This window comes from Streptomyces sp. OR43, from assembly GCF_008042275.1.
In the GTDB taxonomy this organism is placed as follows: domain Bacteria; phylum Actinomycetota; class Actinomycetes; order Streptomycetales; family Streptomycetaceae; genus Streptomyces.
The window spans coordinates 24,526-42,614 of sequence record NZ_RDBK01000023.1 but is presented as its reverse complement, the minus strand read 5'-3'; the positions used below and the strand labels follow the sequence as shown (position 1 = coordinate 42,614).

Annotated in this window: 14 protein-coding genes and 1 riboswitch; of the genes, 3 read left to right on the top strand and 11 right to left on the bottom strand. The window is 73.3% G+C overall.

Annotation, left to right across the window (positions count from 1 at the left end; genetic code table 11):
* The first annotated feature begins 190 nt into the window (after positions 1-190).
* On the top strand, positions 191-1,450 hold the full coding sequence (locus EAO72_RS12005) for a sulfite oxidase (RefSeq protein WP_148017273.1): 1,260 nt from the start codon (positions 191-193) through the stop codon (positions 1,448-1,450).
* A gap of 28 nt (positions 1,451-1,478) precedes the next feature.
* Here the strand turns inward: EAO72_RS12005 and EAO72_RS12000 are convergent, their stop codons facing one another.
* The 6 genes from EAO72_RS12000 to EAO72_RS11975 all read right to left on the bottom strand — a co-directional run bounded on the left by EAO72_RS12000 (position 1,479) and on the right by EAO72_RS11975 (position 8,531).
* The gene (locus EAO72_RS12000; RefSeq protein WP_148017272.1) at positions 1,479-2,384 is read right to left on the bottom strand and encodes an NAD(P)-dependent oxidoreductase; all 906 of its coding nucleotides are present in this window, start codon (positions 2,382-2,384) and stop codon (positions 1,479-1,481) included.
* A gap of 55 nt (positions 2,385-2,439) precedes the next feature.
* Entirely contained in the window at positions 2,440-3,030 is a 591-nt protein-coding gene (locus EAO72_RS11995; RefSeq protein ID WP_315986302.1) for an adenosylcobinamide amidohydrolase, read from the bottom strand.
* A gap of 188 nt (positions 3,031-3,218) precedes the next feature.
* Positions 3,219-4,520, bottom strand: a complete 1,302-nt coding sequence (locus EAO72_RS11990; protein ID WP_148017270.1) for an alpha/beta fold hydrolase — start codon at positions 4,518-4,520, stop codon at positions 3,219-3,221.
* 284 nt (positions 4,521-4,804) lie between these two features.
* Positions 4,805-5,869: a M29 family metallopeptidase gene (locus tag EAO72_RS11985; protein ID WP_148017269.1), complete on the bottom strand. Its 1,065-nt coding sequence runs from the start codon at positions 5,867-5,869 to the stop codon at positions 4,805-4,807.
* A gap of 71 nt (positions 5,870-5,940) precedes the next feature.
* Positions 5,941-7,608 (bottom strand): OPT/YSL family transporter, encoded by a 1,668-nt coding sequence (locus EAO72_RS11980; protein ID WP_148017268.1) that lies wholly within the window; start codon positions 7,606-7,608, stop codon positions 5,941-5,943.
* 122 nt (positions 7,609-7,730) lie between these two features.
* Positions 7,731-8,531, bottom strand: a complete 801-nt coding sequence (locus EAO72_RS11975; RefSeq protein WP_148017267.1) for an IclR family transcriptional regulator — start codon at positions 8,529-8,531, stop codon at positions 7,731-7,733.
* 487 nt (positions 8,532-9,018) lie between these two features.
* Here EAO72_RS11975 and EAO72_RS11970 point away from each other — a divergent pair, with 487 nt between their 5' ends.
* Positions 9,019-10,086 carry a PRC and DUF2382 domain-containing protein gene (locus EAO72_RS11970; protein WP_148017266.1) on the top strand — a complete coding sequence of 356 codons (1,068 nt, stop codon included), beginning with the start codon at positions 9,019-9,021 and terminating at the stop codon, positions 10,084-10,086.
* Between the two features lie 226 nt (positions 10,087-10,312).
* Here the strand turns inward: EAO72_RS11970 and EAO72_RS11965 are convergent, their stop codons facing one another.
* From EAO72_RS11965 to EAO72_RS11950, 4 genes are all read right to left on the bottom strand, one after another.
* Positions 10,313-11,101: an ABC transporter ATP-binding protein gene (locus tag EAO72_RS11965; protein ID WP_148017265.1), complete on the bottom strand. Its 789-nt coding sequence runs from the start codon at positions 11,099-11,101 to the stop codon at positions 10,313-10,315.
* Complete coding sequence (locus EAO72_RS11960) at positions 11,098-12,177, bottom strand: FecCD family ABC transporter permease (protein ID WP_148017264.1); 1,080 nt, start codon at positions 12,175-12,177, stop codon at positions 11,098-11,100. The genes EAO72_RS11965 and EAO72_RS11960 overlap by 4 nt, the downstream gene beginning before the upstream one ends.
* Positions 12,174-13,214 carry an ABC transporter substrate-binding protein gene (locus EAO72_RS11955; RefSeq protein WP_148017263.1) on the bottom strand — a complete coding sequence of 347 codons (1,041 nt, stop codon included), beginning with the start codon at positions 13,212-13,214 and terminating at the stop codon, positions 12,174-12,176. The genes EAO72_RS11960 and EAO72_RS11955 overlap by 4 nt, the downstream gene beginning before the upstream one ends.
* A gap of 60 nt (positions 13,215-13,274) precedes the next feature.
* Positions 13,275-13,460, bottom strand: a riboswitch (cobalamin riboswitch).
* A 106-nt stretch (positions 13,461-13,566) separates the two neighbouring features.
* Positions 13,567-15,498, bottom strand: a complete 1,932-nt coding sequence (locus EAO72_RS11950; RefSeq protein ID WP_148017262.1) for an acyl-CoA dehydrogenase family protein — start codon at positions 15,496-15,498, stop codon at positions 13,567-13,569.
* 146 nt (positions 15,499-15,644) lie between these two features.
* On the opposite strand from EAO72_RS11950, the gene EAO72_RS11945 reads away from it, so the two are divergent.
* Entirely contained in the window at positions 15,645-16,934 is a 1,290-nt protein-coding gene (locus tag EAO72_RS11945; protein ID WP_148017261.1) for a hypothetical protein, read from the top strand.
* Positions 16,935-17,119: 185 nt separating this feature from the next.
* Here EAO72_RS11945 and EAO72_RS11940 read toward each other — a convergent pair whose 3' ends face one another.
* Complete coding sequence (locus EAO72_RS11940) at positions 17,120-18,052, bottom strand: carbohydrate kinase family protein (RefSeq protein WP_148017260.1); 933 nt, start codon at positions 18,050-18,052, stop codon at positions 17,120-17,122.
* Positions 18,053-18,089 lie beyond the last annotated feature (37 nt).

The window sequence follows — 18,089 nt, the reverse complement described above, 5'->3', positions numbered from 1 at the left end:
TACCTTCCCGGCGGGTCCTGGGGCCCTGCCGACGCGCGTTGACGCCCCGATGGGCCGCTGACACGCTCACCCGCATGCCCGCGAACCCGGCTCCTCCCTCGCGGCGGCACGGGGATCCGGGACGCCGCGCACACCCGCGCCTGCTGATCGCCTCCGCCGCCCCGCTCTCCTCTCGCCCCTGGAGTCGTCCATGAGATCCGTTCCGCCGTCCGAGGCCTCCTACGACCGGACGCGGCTGCGCCAGTGGACGCGTGGTGCCGCGCGCTCCGCGGGGATCGAGCGCCGTGATCTGCTGCGGCTGGTCGCGGCGGCTTCGGTGGCGGCCCCGCTCGCCGGGCTCGCCGCTCCCGCCCACGCGGCGTCCGCCACCGCCCCCGGCATCGTCAAAGCGCTGCCGCCCGAGGTCTTCACGGTGCGCGGCACCAACGCGGAGACGAACTTCGCCGCGCTGCGCACGACCGGGCTGCTCACCCCGGCCGAGCGGTTCTTCGTCCGCAACCACACGGTGACCCCGCGGATCGCGGCGGCCGACTGGCGGCTCAGGGTGTGGGGCGACGGACTCGGCGGCGCTGCGGTCGAGTTCACGTACGACGAGCTGCGGGCGCTGCCGTCGGTGACCCGTACCGCGTTCGTCGAGTGCGCGGGCAACGCCCGCAGTTACTACACGACGCAGCAGGGGCAGCAGGTCAGCGGGACGGCGTGGACCCTGGGGGCGATCGGCACGGCACGCTGGCGCGGAGTGCGGCTCGCCGACGTACTGCGGCGCGCGGGCATCACCCGGCACGCCGTCGACGTGCTGCCGCGGGGCCTCGACGACGAGGTGGTCAGCGACGGGATCAACCTCGGGCACGTGCGCCGGCCGCTGCCGGTGGCGAAGGCGCTGGACGACGTCATCCTCGCGTACGAGATGAACGGCGAACCGCTGCCGCCCGATCACGGCCATCCGGTGCGGCTGATCGTGCCGTCCTGGGTCGGGATCGCGAACATCAAGTGGGTCGGCGACATCGAGGTGAGCGCCCGGCCCCTGGTCTCCCCGTGGAACACCGGCCTCTACCGGCTGTTCGGCCCCGGCTACCCGGCCGAGGGCAGTGCACCGCTGACCCGGCAGACGCTGAAGAGCGCCTTCGAGCTCGCACCGGATGCCGAGTTCCCCGCCCATCGGCGTCAGGTACTGACCGGACGGTCATGGTCGGGCGGGGCGCCCGTGCGCACGGTCGAGATCAGCACGGACGGGGGCACGCGGTGGCGCCGGGCCCGGCTGCGCGACGAACCGCGGAGCGGCAGCTGGGTGCGCTGGTCGGCCGACTGGGTGCCCGGGGCCCGTGGCCCGGCCGTCCTGCTGGCACGGGCGACGGACCGGTCGGGCCGCGTCCAGCCGGACGTCGCCGTGCACAACACGCAGGGCTATCTGTTCGACGCGGTGGTCCGGCACGAGGTGCTGGTCGTCTGACGCGCACCGGTGCCGGGCACGCTCGGGATCAGTCGCCGTCCTTCTCCGGGGGCCGTCCGGCGTAGTAGGTGGCGATCATGTCCTCCCCGCCGTGCCCGGCCGCCTCGGCGCGTTCGAAGCGGGCGGCCGACGCCTTCGTCAGGTCGAGCCGGACGCCGGAGTGTTCGGCGGCTTCGAGGATGAGGCGGGTGTCCTTGAGGGCTGTGGACAGGGCGAAGCTCGGGGTGAGGTCGCCGGAGAGGACGGCGGCGGACTTGCCGTGCAGATAGGCGGAGTCGAGCGGCCCGCCTTTCATCACGTCCAGGAACGTCTGCGGGTCCACCCCGAGCCCTTCGGCGAGGTTCAGGCATTCCGCGACGCCGCCCACCATGTTGATCACCCAGGCGTTGACCACGAGCTTGAGCCGGGAGGCGGCTCCCGGCTCCTCGGCGACCCAGACGGTGCGCTGCCCGATCGCGTCGAGCACCGGTCCGGTCACCTCGCGGGCGGCGGACGGTCCGGAGACGAAGACGGTCAGTGTGCCCTGTTCCGCGGGCTGCCTGGTGCCGGAGACCGGGGCGTCGAGGTAGACGAGGCCGAGGTCCGCGGCCCGCTGCGCCAGTTCGGCGGTGGCCTCAGGCCCGACGGTGGAGCTCTGCAGGAGGACCTGGCCGCGGTGCACCCCGTCGGACGCGGCGGTGAGCGCGGCGGCGACGGCGGTGCTGTCGTTGAGCACGGTGAGGATGACGTCGGCGCCGCGTACGGCTTCGGCCGCGGTGTCCGCGACGGTGGCACCGTCGGCGGCGAGCGGTACCGCCCTGGCATGCGTACGGTTCCAGACGCGGACGTCGAGACCGGCCCTGAGCAGGCTCCGGGCCATGCCCGAACCCATGAGTCCGGTGCCGAGGACGGCGACGGCCGGCCGCTCGCGGACCGTGTCGGCTGCTGAGGTCATGAGGGCTGTTCCCTTCGTCGGCCGCGCGGAGTGTGGCCCGCGGCGTTTCGGATGGTCAGGATGGCCGCAGCGCGCCTTCGAGGACGGCAGCGTGCACGGCCCGGGCAAGTCGTGCGCCCCAGAGCGAGCGCGGCCCGGCGAACGGTTCACCGGATCCGGTGTCCGGGGAGGGGGCGGGCGCGGCGACGCAGACGGAGTCGGTGGGGGTGCCCGAGCAGTCGAGTCCGGCGTCCAGGAGGGCCTGCACTTTGGCCTCGGTGGCGGTGGCGACGGCGTTGACGAGCGCGGCGTCGGTCAGGGGGGCGGGGAGGGTCACGACGATGTTCACCGTGCCCGGCGGCTGCGGTCCCCCGCTTCCCTCGGCCGCTGCCGCCGCCCAGCCCCGTACGCCGAGACCGCACGTGGCGACAGCGGTGACGCCCTCGTCGGCGGCGACGGTGTACGCGCTGACGTCGGCGGCCGTCATCAGCCCGGCGCCGGTGCCGGTGAGCCGTTCGGCGGCGGCGATCTCGGCGAGGTGGCGGTCGGGGTCCATACGCGGATAGCCGCCGGGCACCTGCGCGTTGAGGATCCAGTCGCGCGGGCCGATGCCGCCGCCGAGCACCGCGCTGCTGCACACCCGCCAGCCGGGCCCCAGCCGCCACACGAGGTGGTGCAGTTCCAGGCCGTCCTCGCGCCGGGCCAGCAGTTCACCGCGCTGTTCGGGCAGCCGGATACGTACGGAACGGATGGGATACCCCCGGTGGTGCGGCAGGACGGTGATCGGCGTGGGACCCGTCGATCATAGGTGCCGGGGCAGGGCTGCGCCGGGGGCGCCCCGCACCATGCCGGTGGTCAGGCCTCGCCGCGGGCCATGCCGATCAGCCGGTCCAGCACGGCGGCGTCGGCCCGGACGCCGTCGTGGGCGTAGGCGTCGGTGACCCACGTCCGCAGTCCGCGTACGGCACCGGCGGTGGCCAGGGCGTGCTCCCGGTCGACGTACATATCGTCGTGGTAGACGGCGGCGACGACGGGGACGTCGTTGGCGGCCAGCCGGTCCAGGTCGTACAGCGCCGGCCAGTCGGTACGGGCGGCGAGCGCCTCGGCGGCGGCGCGCAGCGGGACGAGCGCCGGGTCCTCCTCGAACTGCCAGGGGTAGACCATCTCGCCGGTGAACCGGAGCGGGCCGCCGGCGGTGGCGTCGAAGGCCGGGAACTCCTGGCGGATCCGGTGCGCGGACCAGTCCGTGGGGCGGCTGCCCTGGGCGTAGATCGGCTCGTGGAGCGCGGCGTACAGGGGGCGTTCGGCGAAGGACACGGCGGCGTCGACGCCGCGCAGGAAGGTGTCGGTGAGTTCCGGTCCGTCCGGGCCCTCGGTGAAGGCGGTCTCCAGGAGGTAGTGCAGCGAGTCGAACTTGGCCGCGGTGCCGAAGGTGATGCCGAGGGTCTGGAAACGGCGCGCGGTGAGGCGCTCCCCGGCCGGCATCCGGACGTCGTGCGTGTCCAGGTGTGCGGCGACGGCGTCGGCGAGGGCCTGGTCGCCGGGGTAGCGCGCGAAGTAGCGCTCGTTGTGGGCGAGGGTACGGGCGTACGCGGCGCGGTAGACGTCGTCGGCGTGGCCGGTGAGCGTCGGCAGTCCGCCGGTGATGTAGACCTGGGCGAGACCTTCGGGGGCGAGGGAGAGATAGGTGAGGGTGGAGAATCCGCCGAAACTCTGGCCGAGGACGCTCCACGGCGCCTCGCCCTGGAGATGGCGGCGCAGGTGTTCGGCGTCGCGGACGATCGAGTCGGCGCGGAAGTGCGCGAGGTAGTCGGCGGCGGCCTCGGAGTCCGTGCCGAAGCGGGCCAGGGTGACCCGGTCGGCGGGAGTGGAGCGGCCGGTGCCGCGCTGGTCCAGGAGGACGACACGGTAGTCGGCGAGGGCGCGGCGCAGCCAGGCACCCGCGGCGTTGGGCCGCTCGGCGCGGCCGCCGGGGCCGCCCTGGAGCCAGAGCAGACGGGGCAGGTCCTCGCGCTCACGGCCCTCGGCGACGACCTCGCGGGCGAACAGGCCGATGGCGGGACCGTCCGGGGTGTGGTGGTCGAGCGGCACGTCGAGGGTGTGGTCGGTGCAGACCAGGCCGCCGTGGCGGTAGGAGACGGGGGCGGGGGTGGTCATGGGCGCTCCTTGCGCGTCTCGGTGCGGTTGACGGGTGCCGGGCGGGCCCGCCCGGGTGCGTGGGCGGGCCCGCCGGAGTAGGTGCGGGGCCGCCCGGTAGGTCCAGGCCCGACCGCATAGGCGCGGGCCCGACCGCATAGGCGCGGGCCCGACCGCATAGGCGCGGGCCCGACCGCATAGGCGCGGGCCCGACCGCATAGGCGCGGGCCCGACCGCATAGGCGCGGGCCCGACCGCATAGGCGCGGGCCCGACCGCATAGGCGCGGGCCCGCGCGGCGGACAGCTCAGTAGCCGGCAACGCCCAGGTCGCGGCAGATGTCGACGAGCTCGGGGTGCACATAGCGCCCGTTCTCCTCGATGGCGACGCCGTCCAGGTAGATGGACGGGCCGAGGACGCTGCCGTCGGTGTGGGCGGCGGCGACCCACGGTTCGCCGCCGATCCAGGCGCCCTTGGTGCCGATGCCGAGCTCGACGCAGCCGAAGACCCGCTCGTCCTCGACGATGCGGCCGGTCGGGGCGAGCACACCGGGGTTGAAGCCGAGCGACCAGTGCGCGACGCGGAACATGTTCGGGTCGTCGAAGGACTCCATCCAGCGGCGGAAGGTGTCCGCGTCGGCGTCGCCCTCGATCTTGGTGACGACGCCCTTCTCGACGGTGCAGCGGACCGGGGAGCGCAGCAGGCCGAGCTCGTCCGGCGGCCACAGGGCGCCGTCGAAGACGAGGACGCCGTCCTGGGTCTCCTCCAGAGGGTTCCAGGAGATCTGGCCGGAGAGCATCACGGTCTCGCCGGGCTTCTCGGCGGGCTTGCCGCGCAGGTTGATCGGCCGGTCGCCGTTGCGGCCGACGAGGTCGGTGCCGTTGGCGGAGGTGATCCGTACCTCGTCGGCGGCCTCCAGGAGCGCGACGAGCGCCTTGCCGAGGCGGATGACGCCCTGGAAGTCCGGGCGGCCGACGGTGGCGACCAGCATCTGGACGTCCATCGCGGTCAGGTTGGTGTAGCGGCAGCCGTTCGCCATCGCGGCGCGGAAGGCGTCGGAGTGCATCAGGTACGAGACCGCGAACTCGATCCAGACGTCGGCGTCGGCGATGGCACCGGCGACGGGCCGGGGCGGCTCCATGGAGGCGCCGGGCAGCGTCTCGTACCAGACGACGACGGGGTGCGCTCCGGCGGCGGCGACCGCCTGGGCGGTGGCCTCGATGACGCGGCGGTCGCTGCTGGTGTCGCCGGTGAGGACGACGTGCTCGCCGCGCTTGACCAGCATGACCTCCTCGACGAGCTTGCGGGCGGCCAGGGCGAGTTCGAAGCTGAGGTACTCGGGGCGCGGTTCGAGCCTGCTGTACATGTCCATGGGGTGGTTCTCCTTGCCGTGCGGGTGGTGCTGAGTGGTGCGGAGTGTGGTTCGGGGGGGGGCGTCGGCCGTCAGGTCTTGAGGATCTGGGCCGAGTCGCCGAGCGAGCTGCCCGCGATGAGCCCGGCGCCGACCAGGTTGAGTTCCTCGTCGGCGGCGGGACCGCGCAGCTTCCGGTAGCCGACCCGGACGACGAGGGCGCCGAGGACGAGCCAGCAGGCTTGCGGGGTGAGGATGAGCAGACCGGTGGCGAGCATGACGCCCATCTGCCGGCGGGTGCCGCCGAGCAGTTGGATGGCCGCGCCGGGAATGGCCCAGAGCAGCATGGTGCGTACCGCGTCCGGGTCGCTGAGCCCGCTCTTGATGGTGTCGGCGTACACCTTGGCGACGGGCGGGATGAGTCCCTGTCCGAAGTAGGAGCGCCAGGCGAGGGCAACGACGACGAGGGCGACGGCGAATCCGATGAGGGCGGCCATGAACTGCTGGCGGCGGCCTTCGCGCTCGAAGGGGTCCCAGGGACGGTGCTGGCGCCGCAGCAGCCAGCCGGCCTTGAGGTCGTATCCCATGTCGGCGAAGGCGGGGCCGGTGGCGGAGACGTATCCGACCAGCAGGGCGAGCGGCACGGACGGGATGCCGATGGCGAGGCCCAGGATGAGGAAGATCAGGGTGACGGCGAAGGACGGGAACCAGCCGGACTGCATCGCGGCGAGGCCGACGATCAGTTCGTGGACCAGGGCCGCGAAGGCGGCGAACAGGACCCAGCCGACGATGCCGAGGGGGCTCATGTCGCCGATCAGGCCGCCGAGGACGGCGAGGACGACCGCTCCCCCGGTGAAGAGCGCGAAGCCGCGGACCAGGGAGGTGCGCAGGGCCCGTTCGTCGACGGTGTAGGCGGTCGTCGGGTCCGTGTCCCGGACGGTCGCGACGCTCGCGGCCTCCGCGGCGGCTTCCCTGCGCTTGCGTTCGCGTCGCCCTATGAGCAGGTGGACGGCCTGGCCGAGTGCGACGATCCCCGCGCCGACCATGACGCCGTGCGGGATGTAGCCGGCGCCGAGATCGGTGTGGAAGACGTCGGGGCTGTACTGGCGCAGCATCAGGCCGATGCCGAACATCATCAGCGCCCAGACGTTGCCGAGGAAGGCCACACCGGCGGCGGACAGCGGCAGGCTGAAGAGCGTTCCGGCGAGACCGACCGCGGTGCCGCCGGCCAGGATCAGGGCGCGGCGTCCTCCCCGGTCGCCGGCCTTGATCGTCTCGGCGGCGGCGGTGCCGGGCGGCCAGGCGGCGTCGGCGGGCAGCAGCCGGGAGCCGAAGGCCCGGTACAGGACCCAGGCGTCCACGAGGAGGCCGATGAAGGCGCCGGCGAGCATCGGCCAGACCAGGTCCTCGCGGCCGAAGACGTACGGGACGGCAACGGACGTGAGCAGCGCGTTCGCCGAGGCGAAGGTCGCGGCGGAGATGGCGCTCTGGGCCAGGTTCTGGCGGTGCACGGAACGCATCCGGCGCAGGAAGCCGAGGGGAATGCGTCCGATCAGCATGGCGACGAGTGCGCCGACGACCGAGGTGTTGGCGGAGATGCCCAGTTTGGAGACGAGGTCGATGCCGATGACGGCGCCGACGGCGGAGAGCACGACGAGGATGACCAGCAGGACGGGTTCCGTCACCCTCGGGTGCGACCGGGGTTCTTCGGGACCCGGCTGCGGCGGGGCAGGGTGCGGCGCGGAGACGTGGTGCGCCATGGGGCACCCCCTTCGGTGAGCAGGGCGGGGAGCTCGGTGTATCCCCGGTGGGGTGGGCGGCCGGGCAGGCCGGCGGCGCGGGAGGGCCGCGGTGGGGCGGGTCGGTTCGGGGCGCGTGGGGCTCAGCCGCCGAGAGCGGCGGTGATCTCCGCCGCTCCGGCGCGTACCAGCGTCACGAGGGTGTCGGCGGCCCGGTCCACGCGGTGGGACGGGCCGATGACGGTGAGGGAGGCGGGGACACCGTCCCCCTGGAAGACGGGGGCGGAGACCGCGGTCACCGCTTCGTCGTACTCGCCGTGGCTGATGCAGTAGCCGTCGGCGCGGACCTGCGCGTAGCAGGCGAGCAGCGCGTCCAGGTCCGTGATGGTGCGGTCGTTGAAGCGGGTCAGTCCGGTGGCGCCGAACATCTGCCGGATCTCGCGTTCGGGGTGGTACGCGAAGATCGTGTGCCCGGACGCGCCGGCGTGGCCGGGCATGACCGCGCCGATGATCGCGGTGTAGCGGACGGGCCCGGTGCCGTCGACGGCGGCTTCGCAGCGGTAGCTGCCGCCGTGCGGGACGTTGAGGACGATGCTCTCGCCGGTCTCGCGGAGCAGCCGGGCGAGTACCGGGCGGGAGATCGAGGACAGCACCCCGCTGTGCTCGCTGACCCTGGCCAGCCGGGACAGGGCGGGGCCCGGGCGGTAGCGGCGGCTGTTGTCGTCGCAGAGCAGGAAGCCGCGCGCGCTCAGGGTGGTGAGCAGGCGCTGCACGACGGCCTTGTCCCAGCCGTGGTGACGGGCCAGTTCGCTGACGCCCCATTCGGGGCGCTGCTCGGTGAAGGTGAGCAGCACGAGCAGGGCCCGGTCCACGGTCTGCAGCACGGCGGGTGCCTGCGGTCCGGCCGGTGCCGGAGTGGTGGTGTCCGTGCCGTGCTCAGCCATGGGCCGTGCTCCTTCGTCCACGTCGTCGATCTTCCGGTGCGGAAATCGCAACGCCGTTGCGATTTCTGGCGAAAGGATGCGGGCGCCCTCGGCGGGTGTCAAGGGTTTGCCGGAAATTCGCTCACGGCGGGAACGGGCTGATCAGAGGTGGTGGGGGGCGGACCTCCGACGAGGGAGGGTCCGGTGCCGGGTGAGGGCGGAGAACACGGTCCGCTCCGGGTGCCGCACCACGCGGCCGTTCCGCCCCGACCTCCGAGGGCCGGACTCACGGGGCCTCACCACCCCCGTTCACTCGATTGGCCTAATTGGGCCGACAGCCCCACAGCCGCGTCGCACGGGGCCTGCACGGACGTGGGGCGGGTACGGCAGCCGGCCTCCGGCGGCCGGGCGGTTGCAGCGTCCATCCGGGTGAGGCGCGATGGAATCCGGACGCGCCTCCCCTGCTGGACCCACCCACAGGACGCGCCCGGGCGAGGAGGAATCGGTCATGGGAGCCGCTGACGGTTTCACGGATTCCGGAGAGCTCGACGGCCTGACGGTGTACGACACCGAGGGCGAGAAGATCGGCAACGTGGGGCGGGTGTATGTCGACGACAACACCGGCCGGCCGGACTGGATCACGGTGAAGACCGGCCTGTTCGGTATGAAGGAGAGTTTCGTGCCCCTCGCCGGAGCCCGTCGCGTGGGCTCCGACCTGCACATCTCTCATCCGAAGGACCGCGTGAAGGAAGCCCCCCGGGTGGACGCGGATGCCCATCTGTCCGTCTCCGAGGAGGAAGAGCTCTACCGGCACTACGGCCTGAGCCGGAATACCAAGGCCAACCTCGGCGACCGCGCCGGGGCCGCCGGCACCACGAGCGCCGACGCACCGACCACGACCGGCACGGGCACCATGGGCGCGGCCGGAGCCGGGGCGGGAGCCGGGGCAGGGGCCGGGGCGGCAGCCGGCGCCGGTGCCATGGGCGCCGCGGGCACGGGCCGCACGACCGACACGACCACGTCGGCCGGCATGGCCGGTGCGGGCACCGGGACCGGGACCGGCCGGCACCGCGACACCGAAACCTCGGGCACGTCCCGGCCGCTGGTCGGAGCCGGTGCGGGAGCCGAGCGCTCCGGCGCCGACCTCGGCGGCAAGGAGGAGCTGATCCGCTCCGAGGAACAGCTGCACATCGGCACCGAGGAGTACGAGAGCGGCAAGGCCCGCCTCCACAAGTACGTCGTCACCGAGAACGTCACCAGGACCGTGCCCGTCACGCACGAAGAGGTGCGCGTGGTCCGTGAACCGCTCCGTCCGGGCGACAAGGCGGCCGGCCGGTCCGACATCACCGAGCAGGACGTGGAGGTCACCCTGCACGCCGAACGCGCCACGATGCGCAAGGAGACCGTGCCGGTCGAGCGGGTGCGGATGGAAACGAAGAAGGTGACCGAGCAGAAGGAAGTCTCCGCCGAGCTGCGCAAGGAGCAGATCGACTACGCGGACGGCACCAGCAAGAGCGGCAAGGACATGGGCGGGAAGGACATGGGCGGCGAGTTCGGTCAGGGTCGGCGCCGCTGACCCCCGGCCGACCGCGCCGGAAGGCCGTACCGCACCGAGACGGGCGGGCCCCGCACCGGGGCCCGCCCCTTGCGCTCCACGGCGCGGGACAACCGCGTGTCCGCAACGCCTCAGCCCTCCATGACGCCGCGGGACCTCAGTCCGCACCGGACGCCGGAGAAACCACAGAGCCCTCCTCGGACGCAGCAGGAACCTCGGAGCGGCCCCGGGTGCCGTGGGACCCTCCTCAGAGCCGCCCAGGACGAAAGCGCACCGAGGGCCGTCCCTGCGGGCCGTCCGGTGTCACGACGGCCCGTACCCGGTAGACGCCGGCGATGAGTTCCTCCGTGATCACTTCCGCCGGAGTGCCGCCGGCCACGACCTTTCCGCCGTCCATCACCACGATCCGGTCGCAGAACATCGCGGCCAGATTGAGATCGTGCAGGGCGATGACGGCGGTGAGCGGCAACGAGGTGACCAGGGCCAGCAGTTCGAGCTGGTGCTGGATGTCCAGATGGTTGGTCGGTTCGTCCAGGAGCAGTTCGCGCGGCTGCTGGGCGAGCGCGCGGGCGATCTGGACGCGCTGGCGTTCACCGCCGGACAGTGTGTGCCAGGACTGGTCGCGGTGGTCCGTGAGACCGGTCCGCTCCAGGGCTTCCCGCACCGCCCTCTCGTCCGCCGCCGTCGGCGCCGCCCAGGCACGGCGGTGCGGGATGCGGCCCAGGCGGACGACGTCCACGACGCTGAGCTCGACCTGGGTGACGGCGTGCTGGTCCACCACCGCGACGCGTCGGGCCACGGTGCGGCGGCCGGCCGCGGTCAGCGGATCGTCGTCGAGGGTGACCAGGCCCGTGTCCGGGGCGAGGACCCCGGCCAGGATCCGCAGCAGCGTGGACTTCCCGGAGCCGTTCGGCCCGATCAGACCGATGGTGGCGCCCGGCGGCGGCGCGAGCGAGACACCGTCCAGGATGAGGCGTCCACCCGCCTCCCGGCTGACCCGGTCGGCCCGCAGACCGCCGGGGGCGGCCCGGGTCACGGGGTCCGCCGGGTGCGGTGGAGGACCAGCACGAAGGCGGGGACCCCGATGAGTGCGGTGACGACCCCCACCGGTACCTCCTGCGGATCGAGTACGGTCCGGGCGAGGGTGTCGACCCAGACCAGGAACACGGCCCCGGCGAGTGCGGTGACCGGCAGCAGTCTGCGGTGCCCGGAGCCGGTGAGCGCCCGGGCCGCGTGCGGCAGCACCAGCCCGACGAACCCGATGGCACCGGCGGAGCTCACGAGAGCGGCGGTCAGCAGGGCGGTCGTGCACAGCAGGACGATCCGGGTACGGCCGACGTGGACGCCGAGGGCGGCCGCCGCGTCCTGGCCGAAGGCGAAGGCGTCGAGCGTACGGGCGTGGCCGAGGCAGATCAGCAGCGTCACGCCGAGCACGGCGGAGCAGATCCATACATCGCTCCAGCCGACGCCGCCCAGCGAGCCGAGCAGCCAGAACAGCACGCCGCGGGTCTGCTCGGCGTCGGCGGCGGTCATCACGACGAACGAGGTGAGCGCGGAGAAGAGCTGCATGGCCGCGACGCCCGACAGGACGACCCGGTCGGTGCTGCCGCCGAGGCTGTGGCTGAGCAGCATGACCAGGGCGAAGGAGCACAGGGCCCCGATGAACGCCCCGGCCGACAGGGAGACCGCTCCCCCGCCGACCCCCAGGACGACCACGACGACGGCGCCGGTCGAGGCTCCGGAGGAGACCCCGAGGACGAACGGGTCGGCGAGCGGGTTGCGCAGCAGCGACTGCATGACGGTGCCGCAGACCGCGAGCCCCGCTCCGCAGACGGCGGCGAGCAGGGTGCGTGGCATGCGCAGGTTCCAGATGATGCCGTCGCGGATCGGGCTGAGCCTCGATTCGCCCGCGCCGAGGTGGGAGGCGACCGCGGACCAGACGTCGGCGACGGAGATCCGGGCCGGGCCGATGGTGACGGCGACGGCGACGGACAGGGCGAGCAGCAGGAGCCCGCCGGTCCACAGGAGTCCTTCGCGGATGCCCCGGATCCCGGGCCCGGTGGGCGCTGCCGTGTCCTCGCGGGGCGCCGCGGCCCGTTCGGTGTCCGTCACCCCGCGAGCCCGAAGGTGCGCAGGCCGGCGGCCACGCGCTCCACGCCCTCGACGGTCCGGATGGTCGGATTCATCGCCTGGCCGCTGAGCAGCACGTAGCGCTTGTGCCGGACGGCGTCCATGTTCTTCGTGACAGGGTTGGACTCCAGGAAGGCGATCTTCTTCGCGGCACTCTCGGCGGTCTGCGACTTGCGGGTCAGATCGCCGATGACCAGCACGTCCGGGTTGCGGTCGGCGACCGTCTCCCAGTTGATCTGCGGCCATTCCTCGTGGGTGTCGTCGAAGGCGTTCTTCGCGCCGAGTTCCCGGGTGATGATGCCGGGCGCACCGCAGCAGCCTGCCAGGTACGGGGACTCGGAGTTGGCGAACCAGTACAGCAGGGAGGCCCCGGAGGCATCGATGCCGCTCGTCGCCTTCCGTACCCGGGAGCGCAGGCCGGCGACGAGTTTCTCGCCGCGCTCGGGAACGCCGAACACCTCGGCCAGGTCGCGCACTTCGGCGTAGACGCTGTCCATGGTCAGGGCACCGGTGCGGACCCCGTCGCCGTCCTTGCTGTTGTCCTTGGCGGTGCAGTCGGCGGGCGAGACGTAGGTGGGGACGCCGAGCTCCTCGAACTGCTCGCGGGGCGCGACACCGCCCTTGGCGAGCGTCGATTCGAAGGAGGCGCTGACGAAGTCGGGCTCCTGGTCCAGGACCTTCTCCGACGAGGGGCGGTTGTCGGAGATCCTCGGGACGCCCGCGTTGGCCTTCTCCAGGCCCTTGAGTACCGGATCGGTCCAGGTGGCGGTGGCCGCCAGCCGGTCGGCGAGACCGAGCGAGAGCAGGATCTCGGTCGATCCCTGGTCGACCGGTACGGCGCGCTTCGGCGCCGCGTCCACGGTGACGGTCCGTCCGCAGTTCTTCAGGGTGACCGGATAGCCGTCGGTGTCGCCGGACTTGGCGGTGGTGCCGTCCTTGCCGCCGCCGCAGGCGGTCAGCAGGATCAGGGCGGCGGTGAGCAGGGCGGCGGAGCGGGCGGGGCCGGCTGTGGGCGGCACGGAGGACCTCGGCGTCTCTGGGCCCATGCGCGGGGCCCGTACGGAGTTCCGCGGCCCGGTACCGGACCGCGGTTGCCAGCAGGTCTTCGGACTCGGGTTCACGCGGACGGGACGCCTTCCCGGGAAACCGTGGGTCTCCCAGTGGCCGTGGCCCCGCCCGTCCCCCTCACCGCTGCGCGTCAGTTCCGGATTCGCACCGGATTCCCTGACTCCTACGTGGAGTTCGACTGGCTCCGGGCACGCTACCACGAGCCTCCGTGCAGCTCAGCGGCGGTGCGGGCGGGGCGGTTGGCGGGGCGGTGTGCCGCGCACCGCCCCGGCCACCGGACCGTCCGGGCCGGCCCCGCTCCGGTCACGCTTCGCGGTGAACCGATTCGTCACCAGGGGTGCGCGAACCGGCCGCTCCCGGGGCTGCGGCGGTGTGCCAGGAGGCGCCCGGATCGTCGTAGGCGTCGGTGTAGCGGGCTCCGGTGATGGGCCAGTCGGCGAGCAGTTCACCGGGCAGCGCGAAGGACGCGGCCAGTTCCGGCAGATGGCCGCTGACGGCGGTGACGAGCTGTTCGGTGGCGTCGCTCAGTCCGTCGACCTGCCCGGAGGTCAGGTGGCCGGCCGCGAGCAGGTCCCCGCTGTTGTGTGCGACCCAGCGCAGCGCGAACAGCCGGGCCAGTTCGTCCAGCCGCTCGCGGGCCTCGCCCTCGGGCAGCGCCGCGAGCGCGTTCTCGTACGCCTGGGCCGCCTGCCGGTACGCATGGGCCTCGACCCCCCGCAGAGCGGGCCCGGACGCCGCGTTCCAGCGCTCCAGGGGGCCGCCGTCCGCCGCCCGCGCCATCCGCGCGGCCGCCCGGGCGAACCAGATGCGCTCCACCTCGTCCAGGAGGCGGCCGAGGAACCGGAGGTCGGTGAGGTCGCCGCCCGTGCGGCCGGCGGCCGGTTCCGCCCGCGGGGTCCGTGACGCGTCGAGGAGCAGTCCGGCGGCCGCCCGGGAGTGAATGGCCAGGTTGTCGCCCTCGGCGGTGATGGCACCCTCGATCCCGGTGACGAGTTCGGTCATCCCGTTGTTCTCCAGCAGCCCCTGGGCGCCGCACCGTTCCCGGCATTCCACGATCACGGTCCTGGCCTGCCAGGTGATCCATCCCTTGGCGATGTCGACCAGCCGCTCGTCCGCCTCCCGCTCCGCGGGCGGCCGGGCCGCCGCCTTCTCCCACCGGTCGAGTACGCGCCGGTGCAGCAGGCTCATCGCGAAGACGGTGGCCATGGCCTCGGCGAGCGGGCCGTGGTGGCTGCGGTGGGCGGCCACCGGCACCGGCGGCGCCGTGCGGCCGCCGGAGACGAAGCGGTGGCCGCCGTAGCGGACGGCGACGGCCAGCGTGGTGCGGGCGGAGCCCACCGCGCTGGCGCTCATGCAGATCCGGCCGGTGATGACCCGTCCGATCGAGGCGAGGAAGCGGCGCCTGCGTCCCTCGGTGCCGCTGCGGAACACCCCGTCGTCGCCGATCCTTCCCTGCGCGCCGCCGAGCAGCGCCCCGCGGTCCACGAAGACCTGGTCGAAGGAGGTCAGGCAGTGGTCGACGGGGCTGCCCATCCGTGCGGGAAGCCGGCGCACCCGGATCCCCGGGAGGGCCCGGGACGCGTCCGTGAGCGGCACCAGCAGCAGGAAGACCCCCTGGTCGCGGCCGTCGACGATCAGGCGGGCGGCGACCAGGCCCGACTTGGGGCCGCCGGCCGGACTGGTGTTGGGCATGAACTTCTGGGCGCCGGCGTGCGGGGTGTGCAGCACGAACCCGTCCCGGCCGGGGTCGTAGGTGGCGGTCGTCTCGATGGCGGCGGCGTCGTTGCCGTGCGCGACCTCCGTACAGAGGAAGGTGCCGATCCGTCGCAGCCCGAGGAAGTCCGACAGGTCGCGGGGGTTGTCGGAGTCGTGGTCCAGAAGGCTGCCCAGGAACAGGTTGTAGTGGATGCCCGCCACCGTGGCGAACGCCGGGTCCACCGGGGCGAGCCACTCGTGCAGTGCGGCCAGGGCGCGGGGGTCGGCGGCCGGCCGGGCGGCGCTGTCCAGCGCGTTGTTGAGGGTGCGCAGCCGCGCGTGGGCCAGGGCGAGGCGTTCGTCGGGTGTGGGGCCGGGAGGCGGCCAGAGGGGCCGGCGGAACGGCTCGGTGGCGACGAGCCGGCGCCAGAATCCGTGTTCCCGGCGGGCGTCCGGACCGAGGAGCACGGTGCTGAGCGGGCCGGCGACCGGACCGGTTCCGGCCTCCGATGCGGGGGCACTGTCGAAAATGGTGTTCATAAAACCGGAAACGATCAGGAATCGTCCAGGACACTCCACAAGCCGGTGGGTCCGGGCTGATGCGCGACAGCGGCCCGGCGGCCGTCCGTCACCTGTATGCAGCAATCCGCCGCGCTGTACGGGCGGACAGGGCATCCCCTTGGTTCATGGAACGGCACCCCGATCAGCCCGCGGCCCAGGACGAACACGCCGAACTGGAAGCCCTGCGGGCCAGGGTGGCGCAGCTGGAGGCCCGTGCCCCGGCTCGCTCACGGCTGCGTCTGCGTTCCTTCTTCGCGGTCCTGCTGATCCTGGTGGCGGCCGTGCTCACCCCGCTGAGCGTCCTGTCGAGCTGGGCGAGCAGCGTCGCCGGGGACACGGACCGCTATGTGGACATGATGGAGCCGCTGGCGTCCGACCCCGATGTGCAGGCGGCGGTGACCGCACGCGTCACCGCCGCCGTCATGACCCATCTCGACGTCGACGCGCTGCTGGCGGACGTCGCGCCCGCCGACCGGCCCGTGGTCGACAAGGCCCTCGAGAAGCTGGGAGGCCCGCTCACCACGGGCGTCACGGACTTCGTGCACGGCACGGTGCAGCGCTTCGTCACCAGCGACGCCTTCGAACGGGTGTGGAGCGACCTCAACAGGCGCGCCCACGCCTCCGTCGTGAAGGCCCTGACCGGCGAGGGCGGTGGCGCGGTCGAGCTGGCCGGCGACACCGTGACCCTGGACCTCGCCCCGGTCATCGACCGGGTGAAGCAGCGCCTCGTCGACCGCGGTCTGACGGTCGCCGAGAGGATTCCCGAGATCCATACCGACTTCACCCTCCTCACCTCGGACTCGGTCGGCAAGGCCAAGAAGGGCTTCCGGGCCCTCGAACTCCTCGGCTTCTGGCTTCCCGTCTTCACGCTGGTCGTGGCGGCGGGCGGGGTGCTGCTGGCGGTGCGCCGCCGGCGGGCGCTGGTCACCGCGGCGCTGGCGGTGGCGGTGGGTGCCGCGCTGCTGGGGCTCGGGCTGTGGGCCGGGCGCGCGTTCTATCTCGACAGCCTGCCCCCGCATGTCTCCCAGCCCGCGGCGGGGGCGGTGTTCGACACGCTGGCCGGCTATCTGCGCGCCGGGGTCCGGCTGGTGGTGACCGTCGGCGTTGTGGTGGCGCTCGCCGCGTGGCTCACGGGCGGCGGCCGCGCGGCGGGCCGGGTCATGGCGATGTGGAGCGGTGGCATCGGGGCTGTGAGGGACGCGGCCGGATTCACCGGTGGGCCGGTCGGCCGGTGGGTGCACCGGGCGAGGCGGCCGCTGAACTGGACGGTGGTCGTGGTGGCCGTCGCGGTGCTGCTGGCCTGGGACCGGCCGACGGGCCTGGTCACGGTATGGATCGCGCTGTGTGCCCTGTTCGTCCTCGCGGTCGTCGAGTTCCTCGATGACGACAGCGCTCCGCATCTGGCGGCGGCGTAGCCCGGCTGCCGCGGGGCCGCCTTGTAATGCCCGAGTAACGGGCGGTGGGTACAACGGTGCCGTGCCGGTGACAGCTGGGCGGTGAGGGATGGGCAGCATCTCCGGAGTCACCGACCCAGCAGCTCCTCGTCGGCGCGAGGGCGGTGCCGCCGTCCCCGTGGGGGGTGACGGTGGCACCGCCGCGTTCACGCCCGGCCGAGTGCCGCGTCCAGTTCCGCCGCGTCGGGCGGGCTGGCGCCGGCCCGGGAGACGGTGACGGCAGCGGAAGCCGCCGCGCGGCGCAGGACGTCCGTCACGGTGGCCCGGTCCATTGCCCGCAGCCGCTCCCGGCCGGCCGGCCCGAGCAGTCCGTGCGCGGCCAGTGCGTGCAGGGTGCCGGACATGAAGGCGTCGCCCGCGCCCACCGTGTCGACGACCTCGGCAGGCAGCGCCTCGACGCTCACCGGCCCGCCGGGCAGGACCGCGCAGGCCCCGTCGCCGCCCCGGGTGACGAGAACGACGGCCGGGCCCGTGGCGAGCCATCGTCCGGCGGCCTTCACCGGGTCCTCGCCCGGATACAGCCACTCCAGGTCCTCGTCGCTCGCCTTGACGACGTCGCTGAGCGCCACACAGAGCTCGGCCCTGCGGACGGCGGCCTCGTGGTCCCCCATCAGCTCCGGCCGCACGTTGGGGTCGTAGCTGACCGTCGCGGCGGCCCGCAGCGACTCGACGGCGGCGAGGACCGCGGATGCCCCGGGTTCCGTGACCGCGGCGATCGAGCCGGTGTGCACATGGGCGGGGGTCCGCTCCAGGGAGACCGGGCCGAGGGACCAGGTGATCTCGAAGGCGTACGCGGCCCGCCCCGCGCCGTCCAGGGTCACGACGGCTGACGGGGTGGGCGCGGTCGAGCCGTCGGTACGGACGTCGACCCCGGCCGAAGCAAGGTGGTCACGGATCAGCCGCCCGTTCCCGTCCGCTCCGAGCTGCGTGAGCAGGGTCGCGGAGTGTCCGAGCCGGGCCAGGCCGTACGCGACGTTGGCCGGGCTGCCGCCCGGATGGACCCGGTCGGCCGTGCCGGGCTCCCGGACGATGTCGGCGACGCACTCGCCGATGACCAGCAGGTCGAGTCTGTCGGGCATGAGGGTGAGGTCTCCTGTGGTGCGGCGGCATGGGCGT

Excerpts from the sequence above, each read along its gene's own strand:
- EAO72_RS12005 (WP_148017273.1), top strand. The coding sequence starts at position 191 with ATGAGATCCGTTCCGCCGTCCGAGGCCTCCTACGACCGGACGCGGCTG.
- EAO72_RS11985 (WP_148017269.1), bottom strand. The coding sequence starts at position 5,869 with ATGGACATGTACAGCAGGCTCGAACCGCGCCCCGAGTACCTCAGCTTC.
- EAO72_RS11945 (WP_148017261.1), top strand. The coding sequence starts at position 15,645 with ATGGAACGGCACCCCGATCAGCCCGCGGCCCAGGACGAACACGCCGAA.
- EAO72_RS11950 (WP_148017262.1), bottom strand. The coding sequence starts at position 15,498 with ATGAACACCATTTTCGACAGTGCCCCCGCATCGGAGGCCGGAACCGGT.
- EAO72_RS11970 (WP_148017266.1), top strand. The coding sequence starts at position 9,019 with ATGGGAGCCGCTGACGGTTTCACGGATTCCGGAGAGCTCGACGGCCTG.
- EAO72_RS12000 (WP_148017272.1), bottom strand. The coding sequence starts at position 2,384 with ATGACCTCAGCAGCCGACACGGTCCGCGAGCGGCCGGCCGTCGCCGTC.
- EAO72_RS11940 (WP_148017260.1), bottom strand. The coding sequence starts at position 18,052 with ATGCCCGACAGACTCGACCTGCTGGTCATCGGCGAGTGCGTCGCCGAC.
- EAO72_RS11990 (WP_148017270.1), bottom strand. The coding sequence starts at position 4,520 with ATGACCACCCCCGCCCCCGTCTCCTACCGCCACGGCGGCCTGGTCTGC.
- EAO72_RS11975 (WP_148017267.1), bottom strand. The coding sequence starts at position 8,531 with ATGGCTGAGCACGGCACGGACACCACCACTCCGGCACCGGCCGGACCG.
- EAO72_RS11980 (WP_148017268.1), bottom strand. The coding sequence starts at position 7,608 with ATGGCGCACCACGTCTCCGCGCCGCACCCTGCCCCGCCGCAGCCGGGT.